Raw genomic sequence first — 15,572 nt, forward strand, 5'->3', positions numbered from 1 at the left:
ACGCCATGCTAGAAATTTCTAACCTCACCTACCGGCTGGGCGACCGGCTTTTGTTTGATGGCGCATCCGCCACCGTTCAGCGCGGTGCCAAAGTTGGCTTTGTCGGGCGCAACGGGTCAGGCAAGACAACGCTGTTCAAACTGATCCGTGGTGAGATCGCGCCAGAAAGCGGCGAGATCCGCCTGCCGTCTCGCATGCGGCTTGGTGGAGTGGACCAGGAGGTGCCTGCTGGACCGCAAGCTCTGCTGGAGATTGTGCTGGCAGCCGATACCGAGCGTGCCTCGTTGCTGGCTGAGGCAGAAACGGCGACGGACCCCACGCGCATCAGCGACATTCAGCTGCGATTGGCTGACATTGACGCCCATTCAGCGGAATCACGGGCGGCCCGCATTCTCCAGGGCTTGGGTTTTGATCATGTGGCGCAGCAACGCCCCGCATCGGATTTCTCCGGTGGTTGGCGGATGCGCGTTGCGCTGGCAGCAGTGCTTTTTTCGGCCCCTGACCTTTTGCTGCTCGATGAGCCGACCAACTATCTCGATCTGGAGGGTGCGCTGTGGCTGGAGAGTTACCTGGCCAAGTACCCCTACACACTGATGGTCATTTCCCATGATCGCGACCTGCTGAACAGCGCCGTTGGTCAGACGCTCCATCTCGATCAAAGGCGGCTGCAACTTTATGGTGGCCCGTTCGATACGTTCGACAAGCAGCGCCGCATCCAGTTGGCCGTGGAAGAGAAAGCACAGGCCAAGCAAGCGGCTCGTCGGGCGCATATGCAATCCTTCGTCGATCGCTTCCGGGCCAAGGCGACCAAAGCCAAGCAGGCGCAATCGCGCCTTAAAATGCTGGAAAAGATGGAACCTATGGCGCTTCGCGTGGAAGAGCGCGTGGCACCGTTTCATTTCCAGGGCCCTGAGAAACCCAAAGCCCCGCCACTGATTAACGGTCGCGACCTGGCTGTTGGCTACGAAGAGGACAAGGCCATCCTCTCGCGGATGACATTCCGGATCGACCCGGATGATCGGATCGCATTGCTTGGGCAGAACGGTAACGGCAAGTCCACCTTTGCCAAGATGATCGCCGGGCGCCTTACCCGCCAAGCCGGAGATTTAACGTTCCCGGGCAAAATGAAGGTGGCATTTTTCACCCAGCACCAGCTGGACGATCTCAACCCCAAAGAATCGCCTGTCGATACCGTGCGCAGACGCATGCCTGAGGCGGGTGAAGCCAAAGTGCGTGGTCGCGCAGCCCAAATGGGGTTTGATCGCTTGCGTATGGACACGCCAGCGGGGCAGCTTTCTGGTGGCGAGCGCGCCAGGCTGTTGCTTGGACTGATCACATTCGATGGATCAGATATTCTGATCCTCGATGAGCCGACCAACCACCTTGATATCGAAAGCCGTGAGGCGCTGGTTGAAGCTCTATCGCAGTATGATGGTGCTGTGATCATCATCAGCCACGACCGGCATCTGATCGAAGCGACCGCCGACCGGCTCTGGGTTGTCGGCGATGGTACGGTGAAGCCTTACGAAGATGATCTTTCCGCCTACCGTCAAGCGATCCTGCGCGGTGTGGATGGCGGCAAGCAAAAAACGCCCAAATCTGCCAAGCCAAAAAAAGCTGGCCCGGCCCGTGAGCCAGTGGCACCAAAGCCTACACGACCAAGCAATGTCTCGTTGCTTAAGAAGCAGGTTGCGGAAGCAGACGCGCGGCTTAAAACCATTCGAGCCGAACTCGCCAAGATCGACAAGGATCTGGCCAACCCCAAGCTCTATGCCATGAACCCTCAAAAGGGCGCCAAGCTTGCTGCTCGGCGCGCAAAAGGGGCTGAAGCGCTGGATAGCTGGGAAGCACGATGGCTTGATCTCAACGCAGCGCTGGAAGAGGCTGGCGAGCAGGTTTAGTCCTTTGGCTTCTCAACCTCAGTGCAGCAACTTGCCTCGCCCATCCGTTGGCCAAACCAAGGAACCGCCCAGCGCCGTTGCTTCAGGAACAACCACAGTACATCTCGGCTCTGTTCCTTCGGAACAACCGCTAGCTAGCGGAAACCAATAAACTCAACATAGTCTTGAAGAACGGTTTCCCACCAAACCAAGTCGTCTCGGAAGGTCTCCAGTGCGATGCCGTGGCGGGTGTTGATGGCAATCTGGATCACCGCATCGCCATCCTCGCGGATATAGGCCTTGCCAAATCGCCGTGTGGAGTTCCACTCGTTCATCAGCTCAACGGTCATGCCGTCCATCTCAAAAGAGGCCGTGAAGGAAAGGTCGGCGCAGTCTGGCTCGCAGTTGTAAACGTCCACTGCATAGTTGATGCCGTTGAGCGTAGCAGCAATGTACTGCTCGCCATTGCTGTCGCGCTCAAGACGGGCAGCACCAGACTCGGCCACCAACGGGCACAGTTCATCAAGGTTGGCAAACACCATGCCGCTCGGCGCTGGGCCGTTGCACGAAGCTGAAGGAGTCGGGCCTTTTTGCGCAACGAGAGCCGTGTCCAACGGTTTTTCATTGGTTACTGGCTCCACCGCAGCAACGCTTAGGGGCGCAAAACACGCACATACTATCCCTGTTGTTGCCATGACCTGCTGAAACGTGCGCATTGGCTTTCCCATAGATACTCTCCTTCTGCCGCCTCGTCGGCGGTCTTTCACCCCATGGCTAAAACGAGCATGCCAAAGGCGTGCTCGTCAAACGTGTTTCGGTTAAAAACGTGGGATCTTACTGATCAGCGCGTTGCCACGCCCCGGTGTCGGACTGGCGCCAGTAAGAAAGCGCGTGCCCGTCATCACGCAGCGTCTTCCAAACACCGCGCGCGTTCTGCACAGCGTCGGGATTGTTCCCATCAAACATCAAGAGCGCGCGCTCATAGTCGTTCAAAACGTGATCATCATTTGGCAACGCGCCCTCAACGAAAAAGCGAACAGCAGCGCCGTTCGGGTTCGCAGAGGTAGCCGATAGCCAGATGGGCTGACGTTCAGGATCGCCAGCGCCTTCCCCGGCATGGGGCAAAAAACTGGCGTCGCTAAAGGTCCATAAATGCTCGTCTAAGTCTTTGATGCGACTGGGCTCGCCAACCTCGACAACCACCCGCCAGCTGCGCTGAAGGCATTTGGCGAGCAGTTGCGGCAGTGCCGTCTCCAAGCTGATGGTCTGCAAATGATAGAACGCAACATCAGCCACGGTTTCAAAGCCTAGCTCTCTTCGTGAACGGCGCGGATGTAATCATTGAGCAAGCGCACGCCGAAACCCGAACCAAAGGACTGGTTGATCGCCGACTTAGGCGCCGACATAGCTGTGCCTGCCACATCAAGGTGCGCCCAAGGTGTGTCGCCGACAAAACGCTGGAGGAACTGGGCCGCGGTGATCGACCCGGCAAAACGACCACCGGTGTTTTTCATGTCGGCAAAACGCGAGTTGATCATCTTGTCGTACGCGGGGCCAATCGGCAAACGCCACACTTTCTCGCCTGTGCGTTGTCCTGCTTCGTGCAGATCGGTGGCCAGATCATCATCATTGGAGAAGAGGCCCGCATGCTCTTGGCCAAGCGCCACCAAGATAGCGCCTGTGAGCGTTGCCAAGTTGATCATCACCTTGGGATCATAGGTGGTGCGTGTGTAGTGAAGCGCATCAGCAAGCACCAAGCGACCTTCAGCGTCGGTGTTGATGATTTCAATGGTTTTGCCTGCCATTGACGTCACAATATCGCCTGGGCGCTGCGCATTGCCGTCAGGCATGTTTTCCACCAGCCCGATAACACCAACAGCATTCACCTTAGCTTTGCGGGCGGCAAGGGCGTGCATAAGGCCAACAACACAGGCGGCGCCACCCATATCACCCTTCATGTCTTCCATCCCACCAGATGGCTTGATGGAGATACCACCGGTATCAAAAACAACGCCTTTGCCAACAATGGCAACAGGCTGGTCGTTGGTGCCGCCTTTCCACTCCATGATGGCCATGCGCGCTGGCTTTGCCGAGCCCTGCGCAACGCCTAGGAGTGCTCCCATGCCAAGATCTTCCATGGCGTCGTCATCAAGCACCGTGACCTCAACACCCAACTCATCAAGTGCCTGTGCAACACCAGCAAACTCTTCTGGACCAAGAACATTCGGCGGTTCATTGACGAGGTCTCGGGCCAAAAGTGTGCCCGATGCAACGGCATCAGCCTCCTGGAAAGCCGCTTCAAGGGCATCTTTGTCAGCGGCTAAAACTGTAACCGCGAGAGCCTGTGGCGGCGTTTCTTCTTCGCCGTTTTCATCCCCATTCTCTGGACGGCTCTTGTAGCGGTCAAAGCGATAGGCGCCCAGTTTAAGCCCGGCAAGAATGGTGGCCGCCTCATCAGCAGCCATGTCGTCGACAACAATCGTCGCCTCGGTGGCTTTCGACAAGGCTGATGCAACCTTCCCGCCCAACATGAGATGAGGCTCAGGCTCTTTGGCCTTGTCGGGGTTGGCACCAACAAGGATTGTTTTATCCCAACTGGTGCCGGGCAGCGCATACAGGCTCACTGTTTCGCCCCAACCGGCCTTAAAGCCCGCGGCCTTGGCGGCTGCCGTCAACGCCCTTTCACCGGACTGGTCAAGCTTCTCAGTAGAACCGGAGAACGTGTCAGCGCTGGTTGCAAAGAACACCACGGGACCATCTGGCAAGTTGTTGAGATCGGCAGCGGTCGCGTGAGCAACAAAGGTAAAGGAAAGCTGGGGCATTGAATCCTCATGTTGGGTAAAGCTCGGTGCCCGGTCGGACACGCTGTGTTGCATCTTGAGGTGGCCCATGACGCACGTTTTGGCAAGCGTTGCACAAAAGGTTTGCCGCATTTGTTTGCTCAACCGAACAAGGTGGCTGGGCATGACGGACGATCTTGTTTACAAAGACTTAACCCACTTTATTGGTCGAACTTTAGCCATTGTGAGTGGCAATGAAGATTGGGGATTTTTGAGGTCACCGCGCCAAACGGCCCGGTGGTCGCGCGCGTAGCTGTGGACCAGTGATAGGTCGGCGTCTTTGAGCTATGGCGCAGGGAGTGAACAACGCTTGAAGTTCAATCGCGTCAGCTTGTTTGATCGCTACCTGTTTCGTCAGGTGGTGCTGACCTTCGTCGGCATGCTCATCGCGATCACCGCGGTGATTGTATGCGTCGTTGCCCTTCAAGAGTTGGATGTTGTAACCAATCAGGGCGCAGCGCTTGCAACCTTTGCGTTGCTGACAATCCTCAACCTTCCACAAATGCTCAGTGTAGTCGCCCCTATTGCGCTGTTCTTGGCGCTTCTCATGACATTGAACCGTCTGAGCGCTGAAAGCGAAATCGTGGTGATGAACGCTTCGGGCGGCAGTCCTATCAGCCTGCTAAGACCCGTGATGGCCGGTGCGTTGGTGGTGAGCTTGCTGGTCGCGGTTTTAGGCCATCTGGTCGCCCCGCCTGCGCAAAAGGCTTGGCGTTTCATGATCAGCGATGTGCGCGCTGATCTGCTGGCAACTGTTGTTCGTGAAGGTGCTTTTTCATCAATCCAAGACGGTCTTACCTTCCATATGCGCGCGCGCGAGCCAGGTGGCGTACTGACCGACATCATGATTGCCGATACCCGTGATTTTCCTCAGGAGGTGATTTATTTCGCTCAGCGTGGAACCATTGTGCGCGGTGAACAAGGCGCGTTCTTGTCGGTCGAAGATGGCGTTATTCAAAACAGATCAGAGTCAAACTCAGGCCGGGTCAACACCGCCTATCTCTACTTCGACAGTTACTCCATCGACCTAAGTTTTGCCGATCGCTCGTCTGACCCTGGCTACTTTAAACCTTCTGAGCAATCGACCGCCTATCTTCTCAATCCCGATCCGGACGACCCTATCTTGCTCAGTCAGCGTGGGCGTTTTGTGACGGAGTTGCACAACCGAATGGCCTTGCCGATCTACCCGCTGGCTTTTGCGATGATCATCGCGCTTGCTCTTGGCACTCCTCATTCGGGGCGCGCTGGTCGCGCTAAACGGGTTTTGGCGGCAATTGCTGGTGGGGTCATTCTGCTGGGCTCGCAGTTCGGCGCATCGGGATTGATTTCAGCTGCGCCGGTTATGTGGCCATTGCTTTATATAATTCCAATTTTGGTACTGATCGTTGGGTGGCTGATATTGTCCCAACGCGTTGATTTCAAAGAACTTGTCTTTGATAGATTCCGTCGCTCAAAGAAGCGTACAACCCTACCTCAAGCGGCGGAGTAGACTATGCGGTTGTCAGCATCCCTCAACCGCTACCTCGCCTTGGTGTTCGTTAGACATGTGGGCTTTGTTTTTCTCGGCGCTTTCGCGTTGATGTTCATGGTCGACATCATGGAGCTCTCGCGCCGTGGCGGCGACTTGGACGTTCCAATAACCGCGATTGTTGCCATTTCGGCCATGCGCTTGCCTGCACTTGCTGAACAGCTTGTACCTTTCGCCGTGCTCATTGGTGCGCTGATGACGTTGGTGGCACTCTCGCGTCGCTCTGAACTCATCATCGCGCGCGCATCGGGACTTTCAGCGTGGCAATTCTTGGTGCCGTTGATCGTCGTTGCAGCTCTGGTAGGGGTCACCGCATCCTTGGTTTACAATCCGTTGTCGGCCACGATGAAGGTGCGCTCCGATGCCATTTTGACCGAACGCTTTGCGGGCAGCACAACCAACGTTGATCCTGACCGTGAGGTCTGGTTCCGGCAATCCACTGGCGACATCATGACACTGGTGCGTGCAGCGTCTGCAACCGACGACGGCCAAACGCTCAACCAAGTCAGCGCTATGTTGTTCGATGAGAACGGCGACTTCAACCAGCGGGTCGATGCCGACCGTGCTGCACTTCGTGACGGCGCCTGGCACATGGAAAACGTTACCATGACCGACACGCAAGGGGAATCGCAAGACGTTGATGTTTTCCGACTTGCTACGCCTCTAACGGCCGATGATGTCCTGGGACGGTTCACTCCAGCGACGTCTGTGCCAATTTGGAGCCTTCCAAGCCTTGCAAATAAGGCACAGCAGGCTGGCATCGCGTCTGATCGCTATAGATTCCAGTTTCAGGCCTTGCTCGCGCGGCCCATGCTGCTTATGGCCATGGTGTTGGTAGCTGCAACGGTGTCTTTGCGGTTCTCTCGCCATGGGGGAACAACAAAACTCGTGGTGGCTGGGTTGAGCGCTGGATTTGTTGTGTTTGTGGTCAATGAAATTGCAGGCGACCTGGGTGGAGCAGGATTGGTCAGTCCAATCCTTGCCGCATGGGTGCCGCCGATCGCAGCTGGCCTGTTTGGCATCACTGCCTTGCTTCATCTAGAGGACGGGTGAGCTTGGCGCGTGTGATGGGTTTCTCTTTGGCTACCAGACTGCGTCAGGGCACCATGCTCTCTCTGGCAAGTGCTCTTGCGATGACCAGCATCAGTGCAGGTTTTGCAATAAGCACGAGCAGTACGGCTCAAGCACAAAATACACCCGGCTTCATCCAACCGAATGCCGACGCACAGATGTTTCTGGAAGCTGATGAGCTTCTCTACAATGAAGGCCAAAATTCGGTCACTGCGCTTGGCACGGTCACCATCTTTTATGATGGTTACACAGTGGAAGCTGATGAAGTGATTTACAACCGCACCGAGGGGCGGGTTCTGGCGCGCGGTAACGTGGTCCTCGTTGAACCCAGTGGCACTGTCTTGCGCGCAACATCGGCTGATCTGAGCGATACACTTGCCGATGGCTTCGTGGACGCTTTGAGTGTTGAAACACCAGAGCGTGGTTTCTTCACCGCGCGCAATGCGACACGCAGCGAAGGCTCAGTGACGGAGTTTGACGAGGGCAGCTACACGGCTTGTGAAGCCTGCCCAGAAGGCTCAGGCAGTCCGCTGGCTTGGCAATTTCACGCTGACACCATCACTTATGATGAAGCTGAGCAAATGGTGTACTATGAGAACGTCCGTTTGGACTTTTTCGGCATCCCCATCGTCTGGCTGCCCTTCTTTGCGCACACCGACCCAACTGTTGAGCGCAAAAGCGGCTTTTTGCGGCCAGACTACGTGCATGATAGTCGCCTCGGCTTTGGGATTTCGACGCCCTACTATTTTGCGCTGGACCCGAGCTATGACCTCACTCTGACACCCACCACATACACTGGCCAAGGAGTTCATCTCGAAGCCGAATGGCGGCAACGCCTGGAGAATGGCGGCTACAGCATTCGAGCCTCAGGAATACGCCAGTTCGATAGAGATCAATTCGATGATCAGCCCGGCGATCAAGATTGGCGTGGCGGCGTGGCGACCAACGGAGCGTTTAGCTTGAATGACCGGTGGGACTTTGGCTGGAACCTTTATTGGCAGTCTGATCGCCGTTATTTCCGCGACTATAACATTGAGACGCAAGGCGCGAGTCAGGTTGTTTCCGACATCTATCTGACTGGCCTGCATGATCGCAGCTATTTTGATGCCCGCGTTGAGCGCATCCAAGTGGCAACGATCAGCGAGGGCGACCAGAATCAACCTTGGACGCTGCCTGTGGTCGATTATGATCGGCGCTTCACGCCAGATCATATTGGCGGCGAACTGCAAGTTTTGGCCAACTTGACGACCACAGTCCGCGAAGATGTCTATTTTGAAGACAATCAAACCGTCGGTGGCGTGAACAATGTCGACATCTACGAAGGCCTAGACGGTCAAATGAGTCGGGCAAGCCTGGATGTGTCATGGCGTCGTGAGTTCATTGGTCCGCTTGGACAAGTGCTCACGCCACAAGTTGGCTTCCGCGGCGATGTTATCGGCTACAATCTAGGCAACGATTCCAATGTGGTTTTTGCCGATGGTGAAAACTCTTTCGCTCGCGGCATGGCATCGGCTGGCCTCGAATGGCGCTGGCCTTTCCTCATCACCGCGCCGGGTAGCAGCCATGTTGTTGAACCTGTCGCGCAGCTCATCGTGCGTCCTGACGCCAGCCATTTGGGTGAAGTGCCAATCGAAGACTCGCAGAGCCTGGTCTTCGACGCATCCAATCTCTTCGATTGGGACAAGTACTCCGGCTATGATCAGCTTGAAGGGGGCACCCGTGCCAATGTTGGTGTCCGGTACTCTGGGACCTTTGATAGCGGTCTTTCGCTTAGCGCAGTTGTCGGACAGTCGTTCCACCTGGCCGGGGAGAACCCTTATGCCTGGTCACAGACCGGCACAAACATCCTGACACCCAATGGAGCTGACAGCGGGCTTGAGACAGACCAGTCTGACTATGTGGCGATGTTGACCGGGCGATTGCAGAACAGCCTGTCCCTAACTGCATCAGGTCGTTTTGATGAAGATAACTTCGATCTTGAGCGCGGCGAACTCATAGCGTCCGCATCTCATGGACGCGTTGGCGGTTCGGCCACTTACGCCTATCTCGCGGCACAGCCCAATCGCGGCATCAATGAAGACCAACATCAGATTTCTGGGACGGCTTCGCTACAGGTCAACAGCAGTTGGCGCGTGGCAGGTAGCTTCCAGTATGATCTGGAGGATAGCAATGTTCTCGGCTATGGCGCTGGCATCCAATATGTTTGCGATTGTTTTGGTTTTGGTTTGAGCTACACGCACACCTCGCCAGATGGCAACGACGGTGTGACCGACAACCGTGTTATGCTCAATGTCTCATTGCGCACGATCGGTGGCGTCGAAACCCAAGTTCTGAACAACGATCAATTCAATGACGTGTTTGGAACGGAATAGAGCCTAACGGGCTGAATTTTGGCGCATTTGGCAAGCACAGGCACTGTGAAACTCAGTCTGTCACCATAGCAAGAACAATGGTGGGCGCACTGAAACAGTCCGCGTTTGAATACAAAGGGTAGCGATATGATGGGTGCAGCAACCAATGGTCAGGCGTGTCGAAGAGGCAGTGGCAAACTACGTGCGATTGTTCTTGGCAGTGCTTTGTTGTTGGCTTCTGCGATCACTTTGCCGCCACTGACGTCACCTGCCGTCGCCCAATCAGTTTACACAGCGGTACTCGTCAATGATGTGCCGATCAGCAACTATGACATCAGTGCACGATCAGCCTTGCTGCGTTTGCAAGGTGCATCGAGTTCCCAAGCGGCTTCTCGCGCTGAAGATGAACTCATCGACGAAGCATTACAGCGGGCCGAAGCGCGACGTCTTGGCATCTCCGTCACGCAAGCTGAGTTGGATCAAGCGCTACAAACCATCGCATCACGCAGTGGGCTGAGTGTTTCCCAACTTGGCCAAGCCCTTGGCCAGCGCGGCGTTGACCTTGCAACCTTGCGTGACAGTATCGAGGCTCAGATTCTTTGGGATCAAGTGATTCGCGCGCGGTTTCAAGCGACCGTGCGTGTTGACGAGCAAGATGTTTTGGCAGCCCTGGACAGTCGGTCCAGTGATGAGGGCGGATCTGAGTTGACAACAACCGAGTACACGCTGCGTGAAGTTGTCTTCATTGTCCCGGAAGGGTCTGGCGCCAACACGCGCGAACAGAGACGCCGCGAGGCAACGGCCTTTCGCTCGCGTTTTGAATCCTGTGCTGCTGGTATCTCCGCTGCCCGCCAGCTGAATGGTGTCGTCGTCCAAGCAGAGTCACGACGCTTCTCTTCTGACCTTTCGCCCGAGCTTGATGAAATGTTGCAAGAGACGCCGGTGGGACGTCTAACACCGCCTGAAGACGATACCGAAGGTGTGGTGATGTTCGCCGTCTGCAATAAGCGTGATGTGCGTTCTGACGCCGAAGCGCGCCGCGATGTGGAAAGCGAACTGCGCAACGAAGAAGGCCGCTTGCTGTCACGCGGCTATCTGCGTGATCTGCGGGCATCGGCAACAATCCTTCGCCCCAACAACTGATCATCCCTAATGCCAGTCTTGCCTTCTGACGGCCGCCCACTTGCTGTTTCTATGGGTGAACCAGCAGGTGTCGGGCCCGACATAATTCTGCAAGCCTTTCAAAGGCTACAAGACGAAGGACATGCGACCCACCTCGTCGTCTTCGGTGATCCAGAATTGCTTCGAAGCCGCGCAAGACGCATGGATTGTGGGGTCGAGATCAACGCACTCATTTCCATGGCCGACAATGAACTCCAGAAGCTGAATGCTTTGAACGTTGTTGAGGTTGGACGCGTGTCGGACACGCCAGGTGCATTGGATCCCAGCACTGGTGCGTTCACGGTAGCGGCTTTGCGCAGCGCTCTGGAAGCGGTCAAGGCGGGGATGTGCGCTGGTGTGGTCACGGCACCCATTCACAAAGCCAATCTTTACACCACCGGTTTTGGCTTTCCAGGCCATACCGAGTTTCTGGAAGCGTTCGCGCACGAGCATTGGCCTGAAAGCAACCCCATGGCTGTGATGATGTTGGCAGGGCCGGAGCTGCGTACCGTGCCTGTAACTGTGCACATACCGTTGCACGAGGTTGCCCCTTCGCTCACCACGCAACGTATCGTGGATGTGGGCGTCGCCACCGCGCACGATCTGAAGCTGCGCTTTATGATCGCCAACCCTCGCCTTGCAATAGCTGGGCTCAACCCCCATGCTGGCGAGGATGGGACGCTGGGCCGTGAGGATGATGCTGTGATTGCGCCCGCAGTGGCCGCTCTGCGCCAGGAGGGAATCGACGCCAACGGCCCCCTACCCGCTGACACCATGTTTCATGCTGAGGCCCGCCAAACCTTTGATGCAGCGCTCTGCATGTATCATGACCAAGCATTGATCCCGGTGAAGGCATTGGACTTCCATAACACCGTCAATGTAACGCTTGGCTTGCCGTTCATACGCACATCGCCTGACCACGGAACGGCTCTATCATTGGCTGGAACTGGCAAAGCATCGCCCGCAAGCATGATCGCAGCCATCAGGCTTGCCGAGCAGATGGTCCAACGCTCAAGGCTGGCCGCGTGAATTTGGACATACTGCCCAGCGTCCGCGCTGAGGTGGAAAGCTTAGGGCCTGGTGGATCACGTCTTGGGGCGAAAAAGTCCCTCGGGCAAAACTTTCTGTTCGACCTCAACCTCACTCGCAAGATCGCACGGTCTGGTTTTCCGCTAAGCGAGGGCACAGTTGTCGAGGTGGGGCCAGGCCCTGGCGGACTAACGCGCGCGCTGCTTATCGAAGGCGCAAGACGTGTTGTGGCCATTGAGCGCGATGAACGCTTTCGCCCGATCCTTGATCGGCTGACAGAGGCCAGTGAAGGCCGCCTTAGCGTCATCTATGGTGATGCCACCAAGGTCGACATCGCACAGCATGTCGTAGCAACTGATGCCCCCGCGCAGATCATTGCCAACTTGCCCTACAATGTTGGCACACCTTTGCTGGTTGGTTGGTTGCTGAGCGAACCCTGGCCGCCTTGGTTTGCCGGACTAACACTGATGTTCCAGCGCGAGGTCGGTCAACGCATTGTCGCGCAGGAAGGCGACAAACACTATGGCAGGCTGGCCGTTCTGGCCGGTTGGCGATGCCAAACACACTTGATGTTTGACGTGCCGCCATCGGCGTTTGTGCCACCGCCCAAGGTCACATCGAGCGTGGTCCACTTGCGCCCACGCTCCAATCCGCTGCCTTGCCAGGGAAAAGATCTGGAAAAAGTAGCTGCGGCCGCCTTCGGCCAGAGGCGCAAGATGGTGCGACAGTCGTTGAAAAGCTTGGGGCTTGGCCAAGATGGTTTGGCTGACCTTATGAAGCGCGCTGGCCTTGAGGGCACTGAACGGGCGGAGGCGCTGCCCATCGCAACGTTCGCGGCGCTGGCTCAGACCTACCGTGATCTAGTCAGCTGAGATCAGCTCGCCCACAAAGTCTTCAAGCCCTGGCTGACGATCACGACGAACGGTTTCAGCCACATAGATCGCGCGAAGCTGCTCATAGGCTTCACCCAGATCAGTGTTGGTGATGACATAGTCATAGTCGCGCCAATGGGTCATCTCATCACGAGCGTTTTCCAGACGCTTCTCGATCACATCGGGCTTATCCTCGGCTCGACGTATGATGCGTGAACGCAGCTCGTCAAAGCTTGGCGGAAGCACAAAAACAGTCACCGTATCTTCGGGCATCGCAGCACGCACCTGTTCGGTTCCCTGCCAATCGATATCGAAGAGCATAATGTGGCCCTGGCTTAGTGCCCGCTCGACTGGTTCGCGCGGCGTCCCGTAGAAGTTGCCATGCACCTCGGCCCATTCAAGCAACGCTCCTTGATCACGGCGTTGTAAGAAAGAGACTTCGTCGATGAAATGATAGTGCGTGCCGTCGATTTCTGAGGGACGCCTTTGGCGCGTGGTCACGGAGACAGAAAGCTTGGGCGTTGGCAGCCCGTCATCTTGGAGCAGTTGTCGGGCAAGGGTCGATTTGCCAGCACCGGAGGGCGAAGAAAGAACCAGGATGTATCCGCGCTTACTGCTCATAATTGCCTCTCACCAAGGTCTACCGGCCGACTATTCGACGTTTTGAACTTGCTCTTTGACCTGATCGATCAGCGCTTTTAGCGCGAGCCCGTGTTGTGTCACGGTGATCGAAGAAGCCTTCGAACAGATTGTATTGGCTTCGCGGTTAAACTCCTGTGCAAGAAAATCAAGCTTACGGCCAACCGGTTCACTGGCCTGGAGTAAGGTGCGTGCGGCGTCAATATGAGCGCGCAGTCGAGCGAGCTCCTCCTCAATGTCCGCCTTGGACGCCAGCACCGCAGCCTCTTGATGCAAACGCTGCTCGTCAAACTGACTGGCGTCTTCAAGCAAACGCTCCACCTGCGACTTGAGCCGCGCCATTAAATGCTCGCCACGCGCATCTGGATGGTCGGCAAGGGCCTGGGTCTCACGTTCGATATCGGTAACGAGTCCTTGCAGAACGGCAAGCATTGCCTCGCCTTCGGCAGCTCGCGCTTTGCCAAGCTCCTCAGCGCATGTTTTTGCACAGGCCAACAACGCTGCATCGAGCGCTTGGCTTGCCTCTTCGCTGGTATCGGCAGCCGCTGGGTCCACCATCTCAACCACACCGGGCAAGGCCAAGAGATCTGATAAAGTGGGTGTGGGGTCACCCCACGCAGATGCGCGTTCGGTCAGCGTGGCTCGCAAGCTTTCCAGCGTCTCACCATTGATGCGCGGCTGGCGTTCGCTATCGCGCTGCAGCGACAGACTTATATTGGCGTTGCCGCGGCGAATGACACCCTGGAACAAAGCTCGGACTGGCTTGTCCAGGTGATCAAAACCTGAAGGGAGACGAAGCTTGATGTCACTGGAGCGCCCGTTGACACAACGGGCCTCAATCTGGATCGAGAGCGATGCGTGAGTGGCTTCGGCACGAGCAAAGCCGGTCATGGAGTTGAGAGGCATTGGTTTGGCTTTACTGCTCTGTGGCAGGCGCTTCAGAGCTCTCGCCATCCTCGCCAGCTTCTTCTGCTGCGGCGGCTTCAGCTTCCGCAGCCTCGCGCGCTGCTTCACGCTCACGCTCGATCTCTCGCCAACGCGCAACGTTGCGGTTGTGCTCTTCATAGGTCTCAGCGAACGCATGGCCGCCTGTGCCATCTGCCACAAAGAACAAATCATCGGTACGCGAAGGGTTAGCGACCGCTTCCAGCGATGCACGGCCTGGATTGGCAATGGGACCAGGCGGCAGAGCTGGAATGGTGTAGGTGTTGTAAGGATTGCTTTCGTCACGCAGTTGACTGCGATAGATCGGGCGCGGTTCCATCCAAGCTTCACCACCAAAGATGCCATAGAGGATCGTTGGATCTGACTGGATGCGCATGCCCTGGGTCAGCCGGTTGATGAAGACACCCGCAACGCGCGTACGCTCATCAGCACGGGCCGTCTCTTTTTCAACAATGGAGGCCAGTGTCACCAATTCCTCAGGTGTTTCAATTGGCAGATCATCCACACGACGTTCCCAGATATCAGCGACAGCTGACGCTTGTGCAGCGATCATGCGATCAAGCACACTCTGGCGTGTTGCATCCCGGTTGAACGCGTATGTGTTCGGCAGCAACGCGCCTTCCGGCGGGATCTCTGTGATCTCTCCGGTGAGGAAGTCAGTCGCATTCAGACGGTTCACCATCTGCTGGCTGGTCCAGCCTTCAGGGAAGGTAACCGAGTACACCACCGTGCGACCCTCGACCATCATGTCGAGGATATCAGACATGGATGCGTGGGCATTGATGGCATAGTCACCAGCTTGAAGGCGCGAGCGCGCCTGGCGCGCCAGCACACCTGCTGTGAAGATATGTTCGTTTGAGATAACGCCACGCGCTTCCAGCATGCCAGCGATCTGGCGGGTCGCCATACCACGTTCGACGGTGATGTTGCGATCGGTGCTATGAGGGCCTTCGGCATTGAAACGCACATTGGCAAAGTAGGCCAAGCCGCCAAGGATTACGACGCCGAGCAGTGCGACGGAGAACAGGCCGTTGAGCATGACCACAAAAGGCGAGCGAGCACGTTTTGCATGCTTGGCGTTGGGCCGTGCCACAGCTTCGGGCTTGATCGCCTGCGCTGCACTGCGTGGGGTTTCGCTCACACGTGTGGCATCGGAGCTGTTGGAATCGTTCATGGAATCAATCCTGGCATCGCTTTTTGACCGGGCGCTATGCCCCTTATCATCATTTCGCCGCCACGCTTGTCTTTGTTACGCG

General features: G+C 56.6%; 13 protein-coding genes. 7 read left to right on the forward strand and 6 right to left on the reverse strand.

What is annotated here, in order from left to right; genetic code table 11:
* The first annotated feature begins 5 nt into the window (after positions 1-5).
* On the forward strand, positions 6-1,901 hold the full coding sequence (locus ABWH92_RS15835) for an ABC-F family ATP-binding cassette domain-containing protein (RefSeq protein ID WP_375569988.1): 1,896 nt from the start codon (positions 6-8) through the stop codon (positions 1,899-1,901).
* Positions 1,902-2,035: 134 nt separating this feature from the next.
* Here ABWH92_RS15835 and ABWH92_RS15840 read toward each other — a convergent pair whose 3' ends face one another.
* The 3 genes from ABWH92_RS15840 to ABWH92_RS15850 all read right to left on the reverse strand — a co-directional run bounded on the left by ABWH92_RS15840 (position 2,036) and on the right by ABWH92_RS15850 (position 4,702).
* A complete protein-coding gene (locus ABWH92_RS15840; protein ID WP_375569990.1) occupies positions 2,036-2,494 on the reverse strand; it encodes a YbjN domain-containing protein in 459 nt (152 codons plus the stop codon).
* 220 nt (positions 2,495-2,714) lie between these two features.
* A complete protein-coding gene (locus ABWH92_RS15845) occupies positions 2,715-3,176 on the reverse strand; it encodes a DNA polymerase III subunit chi (protein WP_375569991.1) in 462 nt (153 codons plus the stop codon).
* A gap of 11 nt (positions 3,177-3,187) precedes the next feature.
* A complete protein-coding gene (locus ABWH92_RS15850; protein ID WP_375569993.1) occupies positions 3,188-4,702 on the reverse strand; it encodes a leucyl aminopeptidase in 1,515 nt (504 codons plus the stop codon).
* A gap of 328 nt (positions 4,703-5,030) precedes the next feature.
* On the opposite strand from ABWH92_RS15850, the gene lptF reads away from it, so the two are divergent.
* The 6 genes from lptF (at position 5,031) to rsmA (ending at position 12,732) form a co-directional block, all read left to right on the forward strand.
* On the forward strand, positions 5,031-6,209 hold the full coding sequence (gene lptF / locus ABWH92_RS15855; RefSeq protein ID WP_375569995.1) for an LPS export ABC transporter permease LptF: 1,179 nt from the start codon (positions 5,031-5,033) through the stop codon (positions 6,207-6,209).
* 3 nt (positions 6,210-6,212) lie between these two features.
* Entirely contained in the window at positions 6,213-7,301 is a 1,089-nt protein-coding gene (lptG, locus tag ABWH92_RS15860; RefSeq protein ID WP_375569996.1) for an LPS export ABC transporter permease LptG, read from the forward strand.
* Positions 7,302-7,315: 14 nt separating this feature from the next.
* Positions 7,316-9,691, forward strand: a complete 2,376-nt coding sequence (locus ABWH92_RS15865; protein ID WP_375569998.1) for an LPS-assembly protein LptD — start codon at positions 7,316-7,318, stop codon at positions 9,689-9,691.
* Positions 9,692-9,817: 126 nt separating this feature from the next.
* On the forward strand, positions 9,818-10,813 hold the full coding sequence (locus ABWH92_RS15870) for a SurA N-terminal domain-containing protein (protein ID WP_375570000.1): 996 nt from the start codon (positions 9,818-9,820) through the stop codon (positions 10,811-10,813).
* A 9-nt stretch (positions 10,814-10,822) separates the two neighbouring features.
* Positions 10,823-11,860, forward strand: a complete 1,038-nt coding sequence (gene pdxA / locus ABWH92_RS15875) for a 4-hydroxythreonine-4-phosphate dehydrogenase PdxA (RefSeq protein WP_375570002.1) — start codon at positions 10,823-10,825, stop codon at positions 11,858-11,860.
* Positions 11,857-12,732: a 16S rRNA (adenine(1518)-N(6)/adenine(1519)-N(6))-dimethyltransferase RsmA gene (rsmA, locus tag ABWH92_RS15880; protein WP_375570004.1), complete on the forward strand. Its 876-nt coding sequence runs from the start codon at positions 11,857-11,859 to the stop codon at positions 12,730-12,732. Before pdxA ends, rsmA begins: the two co-directional genes overlap by 4 nt.
* Here rsmA and gmk read toward each other — a convergent pair.
* From gmk to mltG, 3 genes are read right to left on the reverse strand one after another with little or no spacing between them, the layout of a single operon-like run.
* Positions 12,721-13,353, reverse strand: a complete 633-nt coding sequence (gene gmk / locus ABWH92_RS15885) for a guanylate kinase (protein WP_375570006.1) — start codon at positions 13,351-13,353, stop codon at positions 12,721-12,723. The genes rsmA and gmk overlap by 12 nt on opposite strands.
* 30 nt (positions 13,354-13,383) lie before the next feature.
* A complete protein-coding gene (locus tag ABWH92_RS15890; RefSeq protein WP_375570008.1) occupies positions 13,384-14,277 on the reverse strand; it encodes a YicC/YloC family endoribonuclease in 894 nt (297 codons plus the stop codon).
* Positions 14,278-14,287: 10 nt separating this feature from the next.
* Positions 14,288-15,490 (reverse strand): endolytic transglycosylase MltG, encoded by a 1,203-nt coding sequence (mltG, locus tag ABWH92_RS15895; protein ID WP_375570010.1) that lies wholly within the window; start codon positions 15,488-15,490, stop codon positions 14,288-14,290.
* Between the last annotated feature and the right edge of the window lie 82 nt (positions 15,491-15,572).

Source organism: Ahrensia marina, assembly GCF_042140245.1.
Classification (GTDB): Bacteria; Pseudomonadota; Alphaproteobacteria; order Rhizobiales; family MH13; genus MH13.